Source organism: Pedococcus sp. P2_D7 (assembly GCF_056404295.1).
Map to the genome: position 1 here is coordinate 1 of NZ_JBFUEH010000001.1, position 19,737 is coordinate 19,737.

The window sequence follows — 19,737 nt, forward strand, 5'->3', positions numbered from 1 at the left end:
ACCGCCACCACCAGCAGGACCCCAGCACGACCACCCCAGCACCACCACCCAGCAGGACCCGAGCACGACCACCCAGCACGACAGCACCCACCCGAGGGAGAGCCGTGACCACCACCACGCCCGAGAAGGTCGCCGGCGCAGCACCGCCGACGACCGGCTGGCGGCACCGGCTCCGGCGAGCCGACACCCGCCTGTCGCCCTACGCGATGGTCTCGCCGTTCTTCATCCTGTTCGGGGTCTTCGGCCTGTTCCCGCTGGTCTACACGGCCTGGGTCTCGACCCACGACTGGAGCCTGCTCGCGGGTGACCAGGGCTGGCTCGGCCTCGGCAACTACAGCGAGCTGATGCAGGACAAGGACTTCTGGAACGCGATGCTCAACACCTTCGGGATGTTCGTCGTCGCCACCGTCCCGCAGCTGGTCCTCGCGATGGTGCTGGCCCAGATGCTCAACTCGCGGCTGCGGGGAGCGACCTGGTGGCGGATGGGGATCCTGCTCCCGAACGTCACGTCGGTCGCCGCGGTCGGGATCATCTTCACGATGATGTTCAGCCGGGACTTCGGGCTGTTCAACTGGATCCTCGGCCACGTCGGCGTCGACCCGATCGCGTGGCAGGACCACCGCTGGTCGTCCTGGCTCGCGATCTCGACCATGGTCGACTGGCGCTGGACCGGCTACAACGCGCTGATCCTGTTGGCCGCGCTGCAGTCGGTGCCGACCGAGATCTACGAGGCGGCGCGCATCGACGGGGCCAACGGCTGGCGCACCTTCTGGTCGATCACGGTGCCGATGCTGCGCCCCACGCTCATCTTCGTGTCGGTCGTCGCCACGATCGGCGGCACCCAGCTGTTCACCGAGCCCCTGCTGTTCAACCCAGGTGCGAACTCCATCGGCGGCGGCACGACGGGCCAGTTCCAGACGGCCGCGATGTACCTCATCCAGCAGGCCTTCACCGGTCAGCGGTTCGGCTACGCGGCCACCATCGCGTGGGTGCTGTTCCTGTTCATCGCGGTCTTCTCGGCCATCAACGTCCTGCTGCTGCGACGCATCCGGTCGGCGGAGTGAGGCGACGATGACCCAGATCCAGCTCCCTGCCGCCGTGCCCCAGGTCGCCGTCCCGGTCGTCGAGGCACCCAGCTCCCGCCGTCGTCGGTCACTGGCCAGGCTGGCCGCCCAGAGCACCGGCGCCACTCCCGCGAGCAAGCTCGTCTACCTCTGCCTGGCGGTCTCCGTCCTGCTCTCCGCCGGGCCGCTCTACTACATGGTCGTGATGGCCTCGCGGCCCAACAGCGACATCACCTCGGTGCCGCCACCGCTCACCCCGGGCGACCAGCTGGGGAGCAACATCTCCCGCGTCTTCGCCAACCAGGACGTCATGTTCGGGCAGGCGATGGTGAACTCGGTGCTGGTCGCCGGTGTCGCGACCCTCTCGGTCGTTGTGCTCTCCGCGCTGGCCGGGTTCGCATTCGCGAAGCTCCGCTTCCGAGGGCGAAGTGCGTTGCTGCTCCTCGTGATCGGCACCATGATGGTCCCAGTCCAGCTGGGTCTCGTGCCGCTCTACATGCTGATGGGCAAGCTGGGCCTGGCGGGCACCCTACCGTCGGCGCTGCTGCCGTTCCTCGTGAGCGGGTTCGGGGTGTTCATGATGCGGCAGTACGCCGCGCAGGCGATCCCCAACGAGCTCATCGAGGCAGCCAGGGTCGACGGGGCGTCAACCTTCCGGATCTTCTTCTCGGTGGTCTTCCCGATCCTGCGGCCGGCCGCAGCGGTGCTCGGGCTGCTCACGTTCATGGAGCGCTGGAACGACTTCCTGTGGCCCTACCTGACGCTCGACGCCGAGCACCCGACGGTGCAGGTCGCGCTGTCCAGGCTCTCAGGCGGCTACTACACCGACCAGGCGCTGGTCATGGCAGGGACCCTGCTCGGCACCCTGCCGCTCGTCATCGTGTTCATCGTGTTCGGCCGCCAGATCATCGGCGGCATCATGCAGGGCGGAGTCAAGGGATGACCATGCCGATCCGGAACCACCTGTCTCGCAGCGACTTCCACGTGTCGCGCAGCGACTTCCCCGACGACTTCGCCTGGGGCGTGGCCACCTCGAGCTACCAGATCGAGGGCGCCACGGCCGAGGACGGCCGGGGGCCCTCGATCTGGGACACCTTCTCGGCCACGCCGGGTCGGGTGGTCGACGGCGACAACGGCGACGTGGCGGTCGAGCACTACCACCGCTACCCACAGGACGCCGACCTGATGGCGAGCCTGGGCGTCGACGCCTACCGCTTCTCGATCGCCTGGCCACGCGTGCAGCCGACCGGCTCGGGCCCGGTCAACCGGGCCGGAGTCGACTTCTACGGCCGCCTCGTCGACAGCCTGCTCGAGCGCGGCATCACGCCTTGGGCGACGCTCTACCACTGGGACCTGCCGCAACCCCTCGAAGACCTGGGCGGCTGGCCGGCCCGAGACACGGCATACCGGTTCGCGGAGTATGCCGCGCACGTCGCCGACGCCCTCGGCGACCGGGTCAAGCACTTCATCACGCTCAACGAGCCGTGGTGCTCGGCCTTCCTCGGCTACGGCAGCGGGAGGCACGCGCCCGGTCGGGCGGACGGTGCCGATGCGCTGGCCGCGTCGCACCACCTCATGCTCGGGCACGGGCTGGCGGTGCAGGCGATCCGCGAACGGGTCACTGACGCGCAGGTCGGGATCACCCTCAACCTGTACCCGGTCGCCGGTGCCCACGACGGGCACGGCGTGGACGACGCGGTGCGCCGCATCGACGGCCTGTCGAACCGGTGGTTCCTCGACCCGGTGCTGCGCGGCGCCTACCCCAAGGACGTCGTCGAGGACGTGGCGCACGTCAGCGACCTCGCGTTCGTCGCCGACGGCGACCTCGAGACGATCAGTGCCCCGCTCGACTTCCTGGGCGTGAACTACTACACCCGCCACGTGGTGGCGCCCGGAGCGTTCCCCGGGTCGGGGGTCGTCGACTTCACCGACCGCGGCCTGCCGACCACCGCGATGGGCTGGGAGGTGGACGCCGACGGCCTGTACGACATCCTGACTCGCGTGAGCAGGGACTACGGCGACCTCCCGCTGGTGATGACCGAGAACGGCGCAGCCTTCGACGACGAGGTGGGCCCGGACGGCACCATCCACGACCCGCGCCGGATCGACTTCCTCGCGACCCACCTGGAGGCGGCGTCGCGAGCCGTGGCCGCCGGGGTCCCGCTCACCGGCTACTTCGCGTGGTCACTGATGGACAACTTCGAGTGGGCCGAGGGCTATGCCAAGCGGTTCGGCATCGTGCACGTCGACTTCGAGACCCAGCAGCGGACGGTCAAGGACAGCGGACGCTGGTATGCCGCGTTCCTCGCCGGTGACCGCACGCAATACTGACCCCATGAGGCACAGCTCGTGAGCAGCGGCACCGGCGGCCAGCCGACCCTCGAGGAGGTGGCGGCCCGCGCAGGCGTGGGACGCGGCACGGTGTCGCGCGTGGTCAACGGGTCGCCGCAGGTCTCCGAGCGCACCCGCGTCAGGGTGCTGCGGGCCGTCGACGAGCTCGGCTACGTGCCCAACATGGCGGCCCGTGCCCTCGTGACCCGCCGGACCGGGGCCATCGCCCTGGTGATCAGCGAGCCCGAGGAGCGGATCTTCGGGGAGCCGTTCTTCGCCGGGGTCGTGCGCGGCATCACCACCGTGGTGGGGGAGGCGTCTCGACAGCTCGTGCTCGCCCTCGTGCAGACCCGCGAACAGGTCGACCGCCTCGACACCTACCTCACGCCCCAGCACGTCGACGGGGTGCTGATGCTCTCGGCCCACGACGCCGACACGCTCCCGAGCCGGATCCAGGGCCGCGGGCTGCCCGTCGTCTTCTGTGGCCGCCCCGGACAGGCCGGGGAGATGAGCTACGTCGACGTCGACAACACCGGAGGCGCGCGTGGCGCGGTGACGCACCTGGTGTCGAGCGGTCGCGGCGTGGTCGCGCTCATCGCCGGACCCCAGGACATGATCGCCGGTCGCGACCGTCTCGACGGCTACCGCCAGGCGCTGACCGCCGCGGGTCGGGAGGTCGACGAGACGTTGGTCGAGGTCGGCGACTTCAGCGAGGCCAGTGGGGCCTCAGCGATGACCGCGCTGCTGGAGCGGCGTCCCGACATCGACGCGGTGTTCGCGGCGAGCGACCTGATGGCGCTGGGCGCCCTGCGGGTGTTGCGCGAGGCAGGTCGCAGCGTGCCGGGGGACGTGGCGCTGGTCGGGTTCGACGACGGACCGCTGGCAGCGGTCGCGAACCCACCCCTGACGACGGTGCACCAGCCGATGGAGCAGCTCGGCCGCGAGATGGCGACGATGCTGCTCGCGCAGATCAGCGCCGGGGGAGTGTCCGCCCCCGAGCAGCTGGTCCTCGAGACGTCACTGGTCGAGCGCGCCTCCGGCTGAGGCGCCGGCTCAGCGGCCGCGCATCGCCTTGCGGTCGACGCGGGCCTTGTTCGGGTCCATGCCGGCCGGGATCGGCGGGCGCAGGCCACCCAGCGACTTGAGGCGCTTGTTGACGGCCGACACCTCCTCCTTGGTGAGGACCGGCTTCATGCGGGTGATCTTGCTGCCCAGCTTGCGGATCGGCACCTGGTCGGCGCCGTCGCCGACGACCACCGAGATCACGGGCACGCCGGGGGCGACCCGCTCGACCTTCTTGCGCTCCTGGGTGAGCAGCTTGGTGCGGCGGGCGTCAGGGCCCTCGCCGATGAGCACGATGCCGGGACGTCCCAGCGCGCGGTAGACGAAGGCAGCCCCGGCGACGTCCTCGGGGCGGGTGCCGCGGGCGCCGTCGACGGCCACCGGCTGCTGGTCGTAGAACCAGCCGCGACGCAAGGCACCGAGAGCCGCACCGGCTGCTCCCGGCTGGCCCTCGAGCGAGCGGTAGGCCGCCCGCTCCGCCATCCGGGACAACACGAGTGTGGCGGCGAGCAGGCCCATCGGCACCGAGAGGACCAGGGCGTAGACCCAGTGGCCCAGCAGGGCACCGATGCCCACGCCGACGGCGATCACGGCGAGGAACGCCAGCAGCATCCACCACGGGATCGTGGGGTCGGCCTTGCGCGAGGCTGTGAAGACCTGACGGATCTGGGCGAACCGGCCCGGCTTCTTGGGCGTGTCTGACTGCTGCGTTTCCTTGCGGGCCATGAGGGTCAGGATACGGGTGTCAGGCGGGGGCGCCCAACACGCCCGGCTGGCGTGCGGCGAGGAGGGACGACGCCTCCTGGCGGGCGGGGTCACCGGCGGCCTCGGCGAGGTGCTGGAGGTGCTCCGGGATGTCGCGACCCCACTTGCGCATGGCGGTCGCCCACAGGCGTCCGGCGCGGTAGGACGACCGCACCAGGGGTCCGGCCATGACGCCCTTGAAGCCCATCTCCTGGGCGACGTCGCTCCAGTGCACGAACTCCTCGGGCTTGACCCACCGGTCGATCGGGTGATGCAGCTTGGAGGGCCGGAGGTACTGCGTGATGGTGAGGATGTCGCAGCCGGCGTCGTGCAGGTCGCGGATCGCCTGCTCCACCTCGTGGTCCTCCTCGCCCATGCCCAGGATGAGGTTGGACTTGGTGACGAGCTCGGCCTCGCGCGCCATCGACAGGACCTTGAGCGACTTGTCGTAGGTGAAGGCCGGCCGGATCTGCTTGAAGATGCGGGGCACGGTCTCGAGGTTGTGCGCGAAGACCTCGGGCCGCGCGTCGAAGACCTGGCCCACGAGCTCGGGCTTGGCGCCGAAGTCGGGCGGCAGGATCTCGACGCCGGTGTGGGGGTTCGTGGCATGGATCTGGCGGATCGTCTCGGCGTAGAGCCAGGCGGCACCGTCGGGCTGGTCGTCGCGGGCGACACCGGTCACGGTGGAGTAGCGCAGGCCCATCTGGGCGACCGACTCGGCGACCCGGCGCGGCTCGTCACGGTCGAGGGCCTCGGGGCGACCGGTGGCGATGTCGCAGAAGTCGCAGCGGCGGGTGCAGACGTCACCGCCGATGAGGAAGGTGGCCTCACGGTCCTCCCAGCACTCGAAGATGTTGGGGCAGCCGGCCTCCTGGCACACCGTGTGCAGCCCCTCGGTCTTCACCATCGAGTGGAGCTTGGTGTACTCCGGACCCATCTTCGCGGTCGTCCGGATCCACTCGGGCTTGCGCTCGATCGGCGTCTCGGCGTTGCGCGCCTCGACGCGCAGCAGTCGACGGCCCTCGGGTGCGATGGTCACGAAGACTCCCTTGCCTTCCGTTCGGTGCGCCGCCGGCAGCCGGTATGCCGCGGGGCGCGAGTGCGCCCGGAGGTCACCGGGCGTCCATCAAGACTACGCCTGCCGGCGCGACGGTATTCCGCGCCCTCAGGCCGAGACCTTGCGACTGTGGAACAGGACCCGGGTGAGCAGGTCGACAGTGGGGCCCACGAAGAGCGACACGATGAGGGTCCCGGGGCCGACGGCGGCGCCGAGGGCCCAGCCGCCCAGCGCGCTCACGGCCTGCAGCACCGTGTAGCTCCACTTGAACGGCAGCGGGGGGTCGAACGAGATCGCGGCGCCCTCGGCCGGGCCGGCCCCGGTGTGCGAGGCGAGGTAGCCGGCCACCCCCAACGCCAGCAGGACGAACGCGACGGCGAGCTCGAGGAACCTCGGCCCCAGGGAGTCGGGAGTGGGCAGCAGCGGCGAGACGGCGCTCACCGTGCCACCCACGACGACCGTCTGCACGATGGTGCCGACTCCCGGCCGGGTGCCTCGGCTCCAGGCCAGCGCGATGAGCAGGATCCCGACCCCGAGGTTGACGACCACGAAGGGCAGCCCCGAGGTCGAGGTGAGACCCGAGATGAGCGTGGAGTAGCCATCGGAGCCCAGGGCGGCATCGAGGAGGACGGCCACGCCGACACCGAGGACCACACAGGACACCACGAGCTGGACGAGGCGTCGGGTGAGGGACGCGCGCGGGGCCGGGTCCGCGGCCTCGGCCGGGGACCGGGAAGCGGCCCGGCTCCCGACGGCTCCGGCGTCCGCGGGCTGGTCAGGCACCGGAGGCGAGGACGTCGCCCAGGTGCTTCTCGGCATACGGGAGCACGTCCTGGACGGTGACCACCCGGCCGGCCTCGCGGGTGATCGAGCTGACCCCGGCGTCGTCGATCCCGCACGCGATGATGTTGTCGGCCCACGACAGGTCGGCGTCGCAGTTGAGCGCGAACCCGTGCATGGTGACCTGACGGCTGACCCGCACTCCAATGGCGCCGAGCTTGCGGTCGGGACCACGGTCGTCCGCGAGCACCCACACCCCGCTGCGGCCGTCGACCCGGGTCACCTCCACGTCGAACTCGCGACAGGTGCGGATCATCACCTCCTCGAGGCGACGCACGTGGGCCACCACGTCGATCGGCACGCCGTGCAGGCGGACGATCGGGTAGCCCACGAGCTGCCCGGGCCCGTGCCACGTGATGAGGCCGCCCCGGTCCACGTCGATGACGGGTGTGCCGTCGAAGGGACGCTGGTGGGGCTCGGTACGCTTGCCGGCGGTGTAGACCGCGGCGTGCTCGAGCAGCAGGACGGTGTCTTCCGCGCCCTCGACCACGGCCGCGTGCACCTCACGCTGGTGCGCCCAGGCCGCCTCGTAGTCGACGAGCTCGGGGGCGAATCCCACGTGTTCGAAGCGCATGGGAGCCAGCGTACGCCGAGCGCTCAGGGGGTTCGGAGGCGGCGCGGTTCGATCCGCTCCTCGACGGCCTGGTCGCCCTCGCGCGAGACGATGAACGCCCCCTTGCCGTCCTGCTCGCTGACCGCCTCGACGAGCTCGGTCCCGCGGTAGACGAGACCCACCCCGTCGTCGGTGCAGTGAGTGGTCGGGAGCGCGCCGTCCGCCACCAGCTGGTGCACCAAGGGGCGTCGTCGCGCCTCGGAGTCGTAGTGCACGCCGTTGCCGTAGGGCAGGAAGCCCAAGCCGTTGGTCACCGCGCGCAGCTCGGGGCCGAACGAGTCGGTCGTGCCGCCGGCATACCAACAGATCGACCCGGCCGAGACGCCGGCGAGCACCACGCCGGCCTCCCAGACCCGGCGGAAGACGCCCTCGAGCTCGTGCACCTTCCAGACCGCGAGCAGGTTGGCGACCGAGCCGCCGTTCACCCACACGACGTCCTGCTCGAGGAGATGACCCTCGATGTCGGCGAGGTTGGGCATGGGGAAGAGGTAGAGGTTGGTGAAGTCGAAGCCGGCCACCCGGGCCGCCTCGCCCATGTCGTCGCCGAGCCAGCGCTGGTCACCGCTGGCCGTGGGCAGGTGGGTCACCCGCGGGCGCCCCGTCGCCCTAGAGAGCTCCACGGCGTGGTGCACGAGCGAGTTGAACTCGAACGACGTGCGCTGGGCGCGGCGGTAGCCGCCGGAGGTGGCCAGGATCGTGGGCTGGTCTGCAGGCATGACCCGACTCTAGGAGGGACCCTGTGGACAACGCGCAGGGCGGTCCGTCGCTGCTGGGCAGACTGGCGCGGTGAACCTGGACTCCCTCGCCCCGGACGCGGACGCGGACGTGCCGACCGCGCCCACGGTGCCCACGGTGCCCGGCTACGCGCTGGGGGAGCTGATCGGGCGAGGTGGCCTGGGCACGGTCTGGGCGGGCACTCGGCTCACCGACGGGCGCCGGGTCGCCGTCAAGCTCGTCCCGGTGGCGCAGCCGGAGGAGGCGCACTCTCTCGCCCGCGAGCTCGCTGTGCTGGGCCGCGTAGAGGTCGAGGGGCTGGTGGGGTTCCACGAGGCCGTGGGGCTGGACGCGGAGCCCCCTGCGGTGGCGCTCGTGCTCGACCACCTCGGCGGAGGCTCCCTCGAATGTGCCGTGCGTGCGCGCGGCCACCTGAGCGTCGGGGAGTCGGTCACGGTGCTGGCCCCGGTGGCGCGGACCCTGGCCGGGCTCCACGCGCTCGGGGTGGTGCACGGCGACGTGACTCCGGCCAACGTCGTCCTCGAGCTGTCCGGGCGACCCTTCCTCACCGACCTCGGGGTCGCGCGACTGGCGGGTGAGGTGCCCGGACATCAGTCTGGATATCTATGGGGCACAGAGGGTTTCGTTGCTCCTGAGGTGTTCGAGGAAGGTGTCCGCACCACGGCCACAGACGTGTATGCCGTGGGCGCGCTGGCCTGGTGGTGCGTCACCGGCAGCGCCCCGGCCCCCGGGGCGCTGCGCCCTCCTCTGGCCGAGGTCGCGCCCGGCTTGCCGACGGCGTGGTCAGAGGTGACCACGCAGGCGTTGCTCGGTGACCCGGCCCTGCGGCCGACTGCTGCTGAGCTGGCGCTGGCCTACTACGACTCCGCGCCCTGCGAGCCGCTGCGGCTGGTCGTCGGGAAGGACGAGACCTCGTTGCTCACGCAGCGGCTACGGCGCCCGACGGTGACCCCCGCCGAGCCCGTGGCGCGGAGGCGACGAGAGGTGGCGTCGCGGCTCCTTCGGGGGCGGGTGAGGGCCCTGGCCACGCTCGCCGCGCTCGTGGTGGTGCTGGGCTTGGGGGGGCTCGTCGCCGCCGGTGTCCTGGGCCGGCCAGCCTGGCTCGGCCCCGACCGCTCGGACCCGCCCGCCACGGGGACGGGTGCACCGACGAGCCAGGCCACGGTCACCTCGGCGGCGACCCCGACGAGCAAACCGGCGCGGACGACTGCGACGAGAGCCGCTGCGACGCGACCCGCTGCGACGGCCGCCACCGCGCCGGCTCCGGCGGCCACGGGTCCGGCGGCCATGGGTCCGGCGGCCATGGATCCGGTGGCCGATCGCACGGCACCGGCACACGACCCGCTCGCGTTGATGGTGGCCCTGGCTGCGCTGCGTGCGGACGCGATGAACAGCCGGTCGACCACCATCGTGGCGCAGCTCGACGCGCCGGGGTCCGGGGCGCTGGCGCAGGACACCGCGCTCCTCGCCGACCTCCGTGCCTCCGGCACGTCATGGCAGGGGGTGCGCTTCGAGGTGACGAGCGCCCGCACGATCACCCACGAGGCGACCGTCGCGACGCTCGACGCGGTCGTGGGCACGGCGGCATACCAGGTCGTGGAGGCGACCGGGGAGGTGCGGACCCGGGCGGCGGTGCCGGGCACCCCGATGCGGTTGGTGCTGGTCTGGTCCGGCCGGCGCTGGCAGGTGGAGGAGGTGTCGGAGGCCGACGGCTAGGACGGCTGCGCGAGCACCCAGCGCAGCGCGGACTCGACGGTCTGGTCCTGGTGGACGAACCCCGACTCGAGCAACCGCGTCGGGAGGGCGCGCTTGCTGGTCAGCACCTCGTCAGAGAACCCACCCAGCACCAGCTTGATGCCGAAGGCCGGAGCAGGCAGGAGCGCTGGGCGGTGGACCTGCCGGCCCAGCTCGCGGGCGATGTCGACCTGGTGGTCGGGGTGCGGGCCCACGAGGTTGACCGGTCCCGCGAGCTCGGGGTGGTCGACGAGGTGGGCGAGCCCGGCGACGGTGTCGCGCAACGAGATCCAGGGCCACCACTGGCGACCGCTGCCGAGTGGGCCGTTGATCCCGAGCTTGGCCAGGGGGAGCATGCGCGCCATCGCACCACCGTCGGGGGCGAACACGAGGCCGGTGCGCGGGTGTGCGACGGACAGCCCCGCCTCGCGAGCCGGGGCTGCCGCGGCCTCCCAGGCCCGCACCACCTCGCTCAGGAACCCGGTGCCCGGAGCCGACTCCTCCGTGAGCACCTCGTCGCCCCGGTCGCCGTAGACGCCGACGGCGGCGCCGCTGACCAGCCGCACCGACTGGCCCCCGGCGGCGAGCGTCGCCAGGGCGGTCGCCACGGTCGCGGTGCCGTCGACGCGGGAGGCGAGGATCTCCTGCTGGTAGGAGGGCGTCCAGCGCTGGTCGCCGACCCCCGCTCCGGCCAGGTGGACCACGGCGGTGACCCCTTCGAGGTCAGCCGGGTCGAGCCGGCGAGCCGCCGGGTCCCACTGCACCTCGTCCGGGGCGGTGGGGGTCCGCCGGACCAGCCGGACGACCTCGTCACCGCGGTCGCGCAGGAACGCCGACAGCGCGCCGCCGATCAGTCCGGAGGCACCGGTGATGGCAACGCGCTGTGGCACGAGCTGTTCCTGCCTGGCCCGGCTCCTCAGAGACCGAGGTCGGAGTCGAAGTTGCCGTCCTCGAGACGGGTCTTCATCGTCGTGAGGAAGCGGGCCGCATCGGCTCCGTCGACGACTCGGTGGTCGTACGACAGGGCCAGGTAGACCATCGAGCGGACCGCGATGGTCTCGCCCCCGTCGCCGTCGGAGACCACGACGGGGCGCTTGACGACCGCGCCGGTGCCGAGGATCGCGACGTTGGGCTGGTTGATGATCGGGGTGTCGAAGAGAGCGCCGCGGCTGCCGGTGTTGGTCAGCGTGAACGTGCCACCGCCGAGCTCGTCGGGCCCGATCTTGTTGGTGCGGGTGCGCTCGGCGAGGTCGGCGATCTTGCGGGCCAGCCCGGCGATGTTGAGGTCGCCGGCGTCCTTGATGACGGGCACCAGCAGGCCGCGCTCGGTGTCGACCGCGACGCCGAGGTTCTCGGTGCCGTGGTAGGTCACCTCGGTGCCCTCGACGCTGGAGTTGACCGACGGGTGGACCTTGAGGGCCTCGACGGCGGCCAGCGCGAAGAACGGCAGGAAGCTGAGCTTGGTGCCCTCACGCTGCTCGAACTCGGACTTGGCCTTGGCGCGCAGGCGGGCGATCTTGGTGACGTCGACCTCGACCACCGTGGTGAGCTGGGCGGAGACCTGGAGCGACTCGACCATCCGCTTGGCGATGGTCTGACGCAGCCGCGACATCTTCTCGGTCGTCCCACGCTTCGGCGAGACGGGCGAGGGGCCGCCGCCGGCGGAGGACGACGCCGCTGCCGCGGGAGCGGCCGGAGCCGCGGCGGCGGGTGAGGCTGCCGGGGCGGCCGCGGCCTCCTGCGCTGCCTTGGCGGCGTCGAGGACGTCCTGCTTGCGGATTCGTCCACCGACACCGGTGCCCTTGAGCGACCCGAGGTCGACCTTGTTGTCGGCGGCCAGCTTGCGCACGAGCGGCGTGACGTAGGCCGAGGCGTCGGTCTCGTCCGAGGACGCGGCGGGGGCGGGGGCCGGGGCCTCCGCCGGAGCGGGTGCCGCCTGGGGGGCCGGCGCTTCCTGCTGGGCCGGCGCTTCCTGCTGGGCGGGTGCCTCCTGGGCGGGGGCCTCCTCGGCAGGTGCTTCCTGCGGGGGTGCCTGCTGGGCGGGGGCTTCCTGGGCGGGGGCTTCCTGGGCGGGGGCTTCCTGGGCGGGAGCCTCCTCGGCAGGGGCCGAGCCCCCACCGGAGCCACCGATCACGGCCAGGTCGCCACCGACGGGGACGGTGTCGTCCTCCTGCACGAGGATCTTGGTCAGCGTGCCGGCGACGGGCGACGGGATCTCGGTGTCGACCTTGTCGGTCGAGACCTCGAGGAGCGGCTCGTCGACGTCGACGTGGTCACCCTCGGCCTTGAGCCAGCGGGTGACGGTGCCCTCGGTGACGGACTCACCCAGGGCCGGCATCTTCACGGTCTCGCCGCCGGACGCGCCGGAGTCGGCACCCGAGTCGGAACCGGCGGGCGCGGACTGGCCCTGGTCGTCCGAGGCCTGGGCCTGCTCGGGCTCGGACGTCGCGGCCTGCGGCTCCTGGTCGGTCGACGGGGCCTCCGCGGCAGGGGCCTCCTGCTGCTGGTCCTGCTGGCCCTGGCCGTCGTCCTGCTGGGCCTGCTCGTCCTGGCCGCTGTCCTGCTCAGCGGGCTGGTCGCCGCCGCCGGAGCCCTCGGCGCCGTCGCCGATGACGGCGAGGTCGGCGCCCACGGGGACGGTGTCGTCCTCCTGGGCGAGGATCTCCTGCAGCACACCGGCCACGGGGGAGGGGATCTCGGTGTCGACCTTGTCGGTCGAGACCTCGAGGAGCGGCTCGTCAACCGCCACGGTGTCGCCGACGTTCTTCAGCCAGCGCGTCACGGTGCCTTCGGTGACGGACTCACCCAGGGCTGGCATGGTCACGCGTTCAGACATGTGCCTGTCTCTCCTTGTACTCGTGTTCGCTGGCGGTGCTGCTGCGGTGCGGGTGCTGCTGCGGTGCGGATGGTGCGGCAGTGCGGTGGTGCGGCGCGCTCGGGTCAGTGGTGCGCGTGGAGCGGCTTGCCGGCCAGGGCCAGGTGGGCCTCGCCGAGGGACTCGTTCTGGGTCGGGTGGGCGTGGATCAGGCTCGCCACGTCGGACGGCAGCGCCTCCCAGTTGTAGATGAGCTGGGCCTCACCGATCTGCTCACCCATCCGGGCGCCGATCATGTGGACCCCGACGACCGGGCCGTCCTTCTCGCGGACCAGCTTGACGAAGCCCTGGGTCTGCAGGATCTGCGACTTGCCGTTGCCGCCGAGGTTGTACTCGTAGGTCTCGACCTCGCCGTACTTCTCGCCGGCCTGCGCCTCGGTGAGGCCCACGGAGGCGATCTCGGGGTCGCAGTAGGTGACCCGCGGGATGCCCGTCTCGTCGATCACGGCCGGGGTCAGGCCGGCGATCTCCTCGGCCACGAAGATGCCCTGCGCGAAGCCCCGGTGCGCCAGCTGGAGGCCCGGCACGATGTCTCCCACGGCATACACACCCTCGACGCCGGTGCGCAGGCGCTCGTCGGTGGTCACGAAGCCCCGGTCGAGGGTGACACCGACCTCGGCGTAGCCGAGACCCTCGGTGACCGGACCGCGGCCGACGGCGACGAGCAGGAGGTCGGCCTCGATGGTGCTGCCGTCCTCGAGGTTCACCGTGACGGTGTCGCCCGACTGGGTCGCGCCGGTGAACTTCACCCCGGTCTTGAACGCGATCTTGCGCTTGCGGAACGAGCGCTCGAGGGTCTTGGAGATGGCCTCGTCCTCGGCCGCGACCAGCCGCGGCAGGGCCTCGACGATGGTCACCTCCGAGCCGAACGACTTGAAGACGGAGGCGAACTCGACGCCGATGACGCCGCCGCCGAGGACCACGACGCGCGGTGGGACGAAGTCGAGCTCCAGGGCCTGTTCGGACGTCATCACCCGGCCGCCGATCTCGAGGCCGGGCAGCGACTTGGGGTAGGAGCCCGTGGCGAGGACGACGTTGCGGCCGCGGACCAGCCGACCGCCGACCTCGACGGTGGAGCGGTCGACCAGGCGTCCGGCCCCCTCGACCAGCTCGACCTTGTGTGCCTTGGCCAGACCCTGCAGTCCCTTGTAGAGGCGGGCGATCACGCCGTCCTTGTAGGCGTTGACGCCAGACATGTCGACGGACTCGAAGGTGGTCTTCACGCCGAACTGCGCGCCCTCGCGGGCGGTGTCGGCGACCTCGGCGGCGTGCAGCAGCGCCTTGGTCGGGATGCACCCGACGTGCAGGCAGGTGCCCCCGAGCTTGTCCTTCTCCACCAGGGCCACGGTGAGTCCGAGCTCCGCAGCACGGAACGCACATGCGTAGCCGCCACTTCCTCCTCCGAGGATCACCACGTCATACGTGGTCTCTTCGGTGGTCTCGGCGTCAGCCGACATGCTCGCTCCCTTGCGTCGTGTGCATCGGACATGCGCGTCACCCAGAGGTCGCGGTCAGGTCATGGCCGGTCCGGGATCGACACAGAGCATCTTGTCACTGTTTGCACAGCGAGGCGCAAGCAGGTCGGCCGTTGGTCCGCACGGAGGAAGCCGGCGCGCGAGCCGCCGCCACCCCGGTGGCCGCGATGGTGCCGGATCACGGCTTCGGTCCCCGTATCGTTGGCCCATGGCGTGGTGGAAGCGGGGCGGCAAGCGCTCCCTCAAGGGTCCCTCCGACGGACCGAACATGGCGGTGGACCAGCAGGCGGTGCGCAAGCACCTGACGGAGTTCGCGAGGAGCCGTCGCGGGGTCGAGGCCTATGTCGAGCCGCCCACCAACGTCACGGCGACCACCGTCATCCTGATCGCCCACGACGGCGAGTGGACCCGTCGCGCGGCCGGCTCGCGCGACTACGCGTTCGACCTCGCGCGCAGCCTCGAGGTGCCCGTCTACGACGTGCTCCAGACCGGTTACCCCAACCGGATGCGCGAGTGGAACTCGCGCCAGCGCAAGAAGCCCTGACGGTATGCCGCGTGCCGACCCGCCGCTTGATGCGGTGGTGCCCGGCGGTGCGGGGTGCGAGGGTGGAGACACAGACCTGCGGGCCGAACGGCTCGTCCACAGCGAGGAGCAGGAGGCACCATGGCCAAGTCCGGTGACGCACCGAAGTCTGGGAAACCGACGCCGGGGGGACAGGGACCCAGCGAGGAGATGAAGCGCAAGTTCCGCGAAGCCCTCGAGCGCAAGCAGTCGCATGCTGGTCGCGACGTGTCGGACGACTCGGAGCACGGCAAGGTCGACCACGCCCAGGGCGCTGCGACGAACGCGACGCAGCAGATGTTCCGTCGCAAGAGCGGTGGCTGAGCGGTTCAGCAGACCCACGAGATATATCTGACAGAGGGGCCCGTCCGATCCGGACGGGCCCCTCTGTCAGGTCTGGGTCACGCACTTCTGGCCACTGAGGGCGCACGAACCCGGCGATCCGGCCTCGTGGTGCCGCACCTGTGGCCAGAGGTGCGGGAGGGTCAGCCCGCGTAGTCCTCGACGAGGGCCAGCAGGGTGCCCACGCCGTAGCCGGTGGCGCCCTTCGGGGTGTAACCCCAGGCCGCCCCGTCGTTGAACGACGGACCGGCGATGTCGACGTGGGCCCACGGGGTGCCCTCGGTGACGAACTCCTTCAGGAACAGGCCGGCGGTCAGCATCCCGCCCCAGCGCTCGCCCTTGTGGGCGAGGTCGGCGACCCCCGAGTCGAGCTGGCCGCGCAGGTCGGTGGGCAGCGGCATCGGCCACGCGGCCTCACCGGCGACGTCCGCGGCCGCGCGAACCCGGTCACGGAACCCGTCCTCGTTGGCCATGATGCCGGCGACGCGAGCACCCAGGGCGACCATCTGCGCGCCCGTGAGGGTGGCGATGTCGACGATCGCGTCGGGCTTGCCCTCACCGGCGAGGCAGATGCCGTCGCCGAGGACCATCCGCCCCTCGGCATCGGTGTCGAGGATCTCGACGGTCGTGCCGTTGCGCATCGTCACGACGTCGCTCGGGCGCTGCGCCGTGCCGCTCGGCATGTTCTCGGCGAGGCAGAGGTAGCCGGTGACCTTGACCGGCAGCCCGAGCTCGGCGGCGGCGAACACGGTCGCGGCGACGGCAGCGGCGCCGGCCATGTCGGACTTCATCGTGAGCATGCCGGTGGCCGGCTTGATGTTGAGGCCGCCGGAGTCGAAGGTGATGCCCTTGCCGACGAGGGCCACCGAACCCTTGGCCTTCGGCGGGTTCCACGTGAGGGTGACCATGCGCGGCGGGTTCACCGAACCCTGGCCGACGCCGACGATGCCGCCGAAGCCGCCCTTCTCGAGGGCCACCTCGTCGAGCACCTTGATGGTGACCTTCGCGCTCGCCGCGGCGTTGCGCGCCTTGACCGAGTCGGCGAACGACTGGGGGAAGAGCTTGTTCGGGGGAGTGTTGACCAGGTCGCGGGCGTAGGCCTTCGCGTCGGCGAGGACGGCGGCGCGGGTGGCGGCGGCCTTGACCGGCTTGAGCCGCGCGTCGGAGGTGACCACCGTGACGGTGCTGACGCCCTTGCCGGCCTTCGCGCTGGGACCGCGCACACCGGCATACCGGTAGGCGCCGAGGGCGGCACCCTCGGCCACGGCGGCCACGGACTCGGTGCCGTGGGTGGGGAGGGCGAGCGCGACGCGGGCGGCGTTCTTGAGCGAGCGGACCGCGGCGCCGGCAGCGCGGCGGAGCACCTCGGGCTCGAAGGAGGTGGTGCGTGTCGTGCCCTTGCCGAGGCCGGTCAGGACCACGCGTGCGGCGGCCACGCCGGGCACGCCGGCGATGGTCAGGACCTCCTCGGCGGAGCCGGTCGCCTGCAGTGCGGCGAGCTGGGCGGCGACGTGGGTCGCGGCCCCCCGCGGCAGTCCGTGGCCGGCGGCCAGGGCGGCCTTGCCATCGGTCTCGACCGTGGCGAGGACGAGGGCGTCCGTCTTGAGGTCGTGGGCGGGGCGGTCGGACACGTTGACGGTGGTCACGTAGTCATCCTTCGGGGTGGGGGCGGTGGCACCTGCACAGCGCAGGATAGCCGTGCTGGTGGAGGCGGCGGCCCGGGGCGGTAGCGTTCGACGCATGAGCGACGCACCCCTCAAGACCTCGCCCCTGCACGACCGGCACGTGGCCCTCGGCGCCAAGATGGCCGACTTCGGCGGGTGGGAGATGCCCATCGAGTACCCCGGTGGCGGCGTGGTCCGTGAGCACACGGCGGTGCGCTCGTCCGTCGGCATCTTCGACGTGTCCCACCTCGGCAAGGCGCGGGTCTCCGGTCCCGGCGCGCGCGAGTTCGTCAACTCCTGCCTGGCCAACGACCTCGGCCGCATCCACGAGGGCAAGGCGCAGTACACCTTGTGCTGCACCGAGTCAGGTGGCGTGGTCGACGACCTGATCGCCTACCTGCGCAGCGACGAGGACGTCTTCCTCATCCCCAACGCGGCCAACACCGCCCAGGTCGTCGAGCTGCTCGCCGCCGCCGCACCCGAGGGCCTGACGGTCGAGAACCTGCACGAGGGCTACGGCGTCATCGCCGTCCAGGGCACGAAGAGCGACGAGGTCCTCGAGGCGCTGGGCCTGCCCACCGGGCACGAGTACATGTCCTTCGTCGAGACCGACTGGAACGGCCACCCGGTCATCGTCTGCCGCACCGGCTACACCGGGGAGCGCGGCTACGAATTGGTGCCGGCCTGGGAGGTGTCGGCCCAGCTGTGGGACGCCCTCCTCGAGGCCGCCGCGCCGTTCGACGGGCTGCCCTGCGGTCTGGGCGCGCGCGACACCCTGCGCACCGAGATGGGCTACGCCCTGCACGGCAACGAGCTGTCCGTCGACATCACGCCGGTGCAGGCCCGGGTCGGCTGGGCGGTCGGCTGGAAGAAGGAGTCGTTCTGGGGCAAGGACGCGCTCGTCGCCGAGAAGGCCGCCGGCCCCGCCCGGGTCGCCTGGGGCCTGCTGGCCACGGGTCGGGGCATCCCCCGCGCCCACTGCGCGGTGAAGGTCGGCGACGAGGTCGTCGGCGAGGTCACCTCCGGCACGTTCAGCCCGACCCTCAAGAACGGCATCGCCCTCGCGCTCCTGGCGCCGTCGGTCGCCGCGGGTGACGAGGTCGTCATCGACGTGCGTGGACGAGAGGTCCCCGCGACGGTCGTGAAGCCGCCGTTCGTCGAGGTCGACGTCCGCGAGGCCTGAGGCCCCCGAAGGCGCCGCGACGCGAGCGCCGCACTACAGGAGGAGCGGGTATGCCGGGTGCCGACTTCCGCGGGCACACCTACCTCGCGCGGGTGGAGTGGAGCGGCTCGACCGGCGTGGGCTACCGCGCCTACCCGCGGGCGCACACCGCCTGGACGCCACCGGCGACCGAGGGTTTCGACCTCAGTGCCGACCCGCACTTTCGCGGTGACCCCGACCTGCCCAACCCCGAGCAGCTGCTGGTGCTGGCGGCCTCGTCGTGCCAGCTGTTGTCGTTCCTCGCCGTGGCCGCCAGAGGCGGCGTCGACGTCGTCTCCTACGAGGACGACGCGACGGGCGAGATGCCCGACCACCTGGTGCCACCACGGATCACCCGCATCGTGCTCAGTCCGCGGGTCCGGGTCACGCCCCATGCCGGTGGCCCGGACGCCGGACCGGTCGACGTCGCGACCGTCGAGCGGATGCTGCACGAGGCCCACGAGCAGTGCTACATCGCCAACTCGCTGACCACCGAGGTCGTGGTGCGGCCGAGCATCGAGCTCGCACCCGGCTGACCACCGGCTGTCGGTGGGCCCCCTTACCTTCGGAGCATGAAGTACGGCTTCGTGGTCCCGTTCGCAGATCCGCGCGAGTTCGCCGAGGTGGCGGTCCTGGGGGAGCAGCACGGCTGGGACGCCATCTTCACCTGGGAGAGCCTCTACGGCGAGCACGCCTGGGTCACCCTGGCTGCCGCGGCGGTGCAGACCTCCCGCATCCGACTCGGCACGTTGCTGACCCCGGCCTCGCGACACCGACCCTGGGACCTCGCCTCGATGGTGGGCTCGGTCGACCGGCTCAGCGGCGGACGGGTCGTCATGTCGGTCGGGCTCGGCGCCCTGCACTCGGGCTGGACCCGGTTCGAGCCCGACGAGGGCCGCGCCGTGCGAGCCCGCAAGCTCGACGAGTCGCTGACGGTCTACCGCGGGCTGCTCTCAGGTGAGCCGTTCACGTTCGAGGGCACCTACTACCCGGTCGGGCCCGAGCGCGGCGACGCCCCACCGACGCCGGCGCCCCCTCCCCAGCGCCCCCACCCGCCGGTGTGGGTCGTCGGAGCCTACCTGCCGGGCCAGGAGCGGCAGCGCTCGCTGGAGCGCGCCGCCCGGTGGCAGGGAGTCCTGCCGACGGTCGCGGTGCCCGAGGCGAAGCCAGGCAGCCCGCACCTCACCCTCGAGTCGGTCGCCGAGGCGCTGGGTGTCGTGCGTGGCCTGCGCGAGGGGCTGGGTCCGTGGGACGGCTACGACGTCGTCATCGAGGGCGACAGCACCGGCGAGTTCGTGAAGTCGGCGGGCACCCCGGCACAGTGGGAGGGCATCGGCGCGACCTGGTGGGTGGAGAGCTGGTGGAGCGTGGCGCCGGGTGCCGATGGGCTGGCCGAGATCCGGCGCAGGGTCGAGGCGGGCCCACCGGTCTAGGAGGG

At 71.8% G+C, this 19,737-nt stretch carries 19 protein-coding genes; 10 read left to right on the forward strand and 9 right to left on the reverse strand.

Annotation, left to right across the window (positions count from 1 at the left end):
- Positions 1–104 precede the first annotated feature (104 nt).
- From AC1DWJ_RS00005 to AC1DWJ_RS00020, 4 genes are read left to right on the forward strand one after another with little or no spacing between them, the layout of a single operon-like run.
- Positions 105–1,064 (forward strand): carbohydrate ABC transporter permease, encoded by a 960-nt coding sequence (locus AC1DWJ_RS00005; protein WP_477619725.1) that lies wholly within the window; start codon positions 105–107, stop codon positions 1,062–1,064.
- Between the two features lie 7 nt (positions 1,065–1,071).
- Complete coding sequence (locus AC1DWJ_RS00010; RefSeq protein ID WP_477619726.1) at positions 1,072–2,007, forward strand: carbohydrate ABC transporter permease; 936 nt, start codon at positions 1,072–1,074, stop codon at positions 2,005–2,007.
- A 2-nt stretch (positions 2,008–2,009) separates the two neighbouring features.
- Complete coding sequence (locus tag AC1DWJ_RS00015) at positions 2,010–3,395, forward strand: GH1 family beta-glucosidase (protein WP_477619727.1); 1,386 nt, start codon at positions 2,010–2,012, stop codon at positions 3,393–3,395.
- Between the two features lie 18 nt (positions 3,396–3,413).
- Positions 3,414–4,439 (forward strand): LacI family DNA-binding transcriptional regulator, encoded by a 1,026-nt coding sequence (locus AC1DWJ_RS00020; RefSeq protein WP_477619728.1) that lies wholly within the window; start codon positions 3,414–3,416, stop codon positions 4,437–4,439.
- Between the two features lie 9 nt (positions 4,440–4,448).
- Here the strand turns inward: AC1DWJ_RS00020 and AC1DWJ_RS00025 are convergent, their stop codons facing one another.
- From AC1DWJ_RS00025 to AC1DWJ_RS00045, 5 genes are all read right to left on the reverse strand, one after another.
- Complete coding sequence (locus AC1DWJ_RS00025; protein WP_457252981.1) at positions 4,449–5,183, reverse strand: DUF4191 domain-containing protein; 735 nt, start codon at positions 5,181–5,183, stop codon at positions 4,449–4,451.
- A 19-nt stretch (positions 5,184–5,202) separates the two neighbouring features.
- Positions 5,203–6,240 carry a lipoyl synthase gene (lipA, locus tag AC1DWJ_RS00030; RefSeq protein WP_477619729.1) on the reverse strand — a complete coding sequence of 346 codons (1,038 nt, stop codon included), beginning with the start codon at positions 6,238–6,240 and terminating at the stop codon, positions 5,203–5,205.
- Between the two features lie 126 nt (positions 6,241–6,366).
- Positions 6,367–7,041, reverse strand: coding sequence for a DUF6198 family protein (locus tag AC1DWJ_RS00035; RefSeq protein ID WP_477619730.1), 675 nt, complete (start codon positions 7,039–7,041; stop codon positions 6,367–6,369).
- The gene (gene lipB / locus AC1DWJ_RS00040) at positions 7,034–7,699 is read right to left on the reverse strand and encodes a lipoyl(octanoyl) transferase LipB (RefSeq protein WP_457254150.1); all 666 of its coding nucleotides are present in this window, start codon (positions 7,697–7,699) and stop codon (positions 7,034–7,036) included. The genes AC1DWJ_RS00035 and lipB overlap by 8 nt, the downstream gene beginning before the upstream one ends.
- The gene (locus AC1DWJ_RS00045) at positions 7,696–8,427 is read right to left on the reverse strand and encodes a Type 1 glutamine amidotransferase-like domain-containing protein (protein WP_477619731.1); all 732 of its coding nucleotides are present in this window, start codon (positions 8,425–8,427) and stop codon (positions 7,696–7,698) included. Before AC1DWJ_RS00045 ends, lipB begins: the two co-directional genes overlap by 4 nt.
- A gap of 70 nt (positions 8,428–8,497) precedes the next feature.
- Here AC1DWJ_RS00045 and AC1DWJ_RS00050 point away from each other — a divergent pair, with 70 nt between their 5' ends.
- Entirely contained in the window at positions 8,498–10,162 is a 1,665-nt protein-coding gene (locus AC1DWJ_RS00050) for a serine/threonine-protein kinase (protein WP_477619732.1), read from the forward strand.
- Here AC1DWJ_RS00050 and AC1DWJ_RS00055 read toward each other — a convergent pair.
- The 3 genes from AC1DWJ_RS00055 to lpdA form a co-directional block, all read right to left on the reverse strand.
- Positions 10,159–11,070 (reverse strand): TIGR01777 family oxidoreductase, encoded by a 912-nt coding sequence (locus tag AC1DWJ_RS00055; protein ID WP_457252976.1) that lies wholly within the window; start codon positions 11,068–11,070, stop codon positions 10,159–10,161. The genes AC1DWJ_RS00050 and AC1DWJ_RS00055 overlap by 4 nt on opposite strands.
- A gap of 26 nt (positions 11,071–11,096) precedes the next feature.
- A complete protein-coding gene (gene sucB, locus AC1DWJ_RS00060; protein WP_477619733.1) occupies positions 11,097–13,016 on the reverse strand; it encodes a 2-oxoglutarate dehydrogenase, E2 component, dihydrolipoamide succinyltransferase in 1,920 nt (639 codons plus the stop codon).
- Between the two features lie 104 nt (positions 13,017–13,120).
- Positions 13,121–14,512, reverse strand: a complete 1,392-nt coding sequence (gene lpdA, locus AC1DWJ_RS00065) for a dihydrolipoyl dehydrogenase (RefSeq protein ID WP_457252974.1) — start codon at positions 14,510–14,512, stop codon at positions 13,121–13,123.
- Between the two features lie 226 nt (positions 14,513–14,738).
- Between lpdA and AC1DWJ_RS00070 the strand changes: the two genes are divergently transcribed.
- Positions 14,739–15,074, forward strand: a complete 336-nt coding sequence (locus AC1DWJ_RS00070) for a hypothetical protein (protein ID WP_477619734.1) — start codon at positions 14,739–14,741, stop codon at positions 15,072–15,074.
- A 120-nt stretch (positions 15,075–15,194) separates the two neighbouring features.
- Positions 15,195–15,416: a DUF5302 domain-containing protein gene (locus tag AC1DWJ_RS00075; RefSeq protein ID WP_457252971.1), complete on the forward strand. Its 222-nt coding sequence runs from the start codon at positions 15,195–15,197 to the stop codon at positions 15,414–15,416.
- A 161-nt stretch (positions 15,417–15,577) separates the two neighbouring features.
- Here AC1DWJ_RS00075 and AC1DWJ_RS00080 read toward each other — a convergent pair whose 3' ends face one another.
- Entirely contained in the window at positions 15,578–17,080 is a 1,503-nt protein-coding gene (locus AC1DWJ_RS00080) for a leucyl aminopeptidase (RefSeq protein WP_457252970.1), read from the reverse strand.
- Between the two features lie 94 nt (positions 17,081–17,174).
- Here AC1DWJ_RS00080 and gcvT point away from each other — a divergent pair, with 94 nt between their 5' ends.
- From gcvT to AC1DWJ_RS00095, 3 genes are read left to right on the forward strand one after another with little or no spacing between them, the layout of a single operon-like run.
- Complete coding sequence (gene gcvT, locus AC1DWJ_RS00085; protein WP_477619735.1) at positions 17,175–18,281, forward strand: glycine cleavage system aminomethyltransferase GcvT; 1,107 nt, start codon at positions 17,175–17,177, stop codon at positions 18,279–18,281.
- Positions 18,282–18,331: 50 nt separating this feature from the next.
- Positions 18,332–18,835 carry an OsmC family protein gene (locus AC1DWJ_RS00090; RefSeq protein WP_477619736.1) on the forward strand — a complete coding sequence of 168 codons (504 nt, stop codon included), beginning with the start codon at positions 18,332–18,334 and terminating at the stop codon, positions 18,833–18,835.
- A gap of 36 nt (positions 18,836–18,871) precedes the next feature.
- Positions 18,872–19,732 (forward strand): LLM class flavin-dependent oxidoreductase, encoded by an 861-nt coding sequence (locus AC1DWJ_RS00095; protein ID WP_477619737.1) that lies wholly within the window; start codon positions 18,872–18,874, stop codon positions 19,730–19,732.
- The last annotated feature ends 5 nt before the right edge of the window (positions 19,733–19,737 follow it).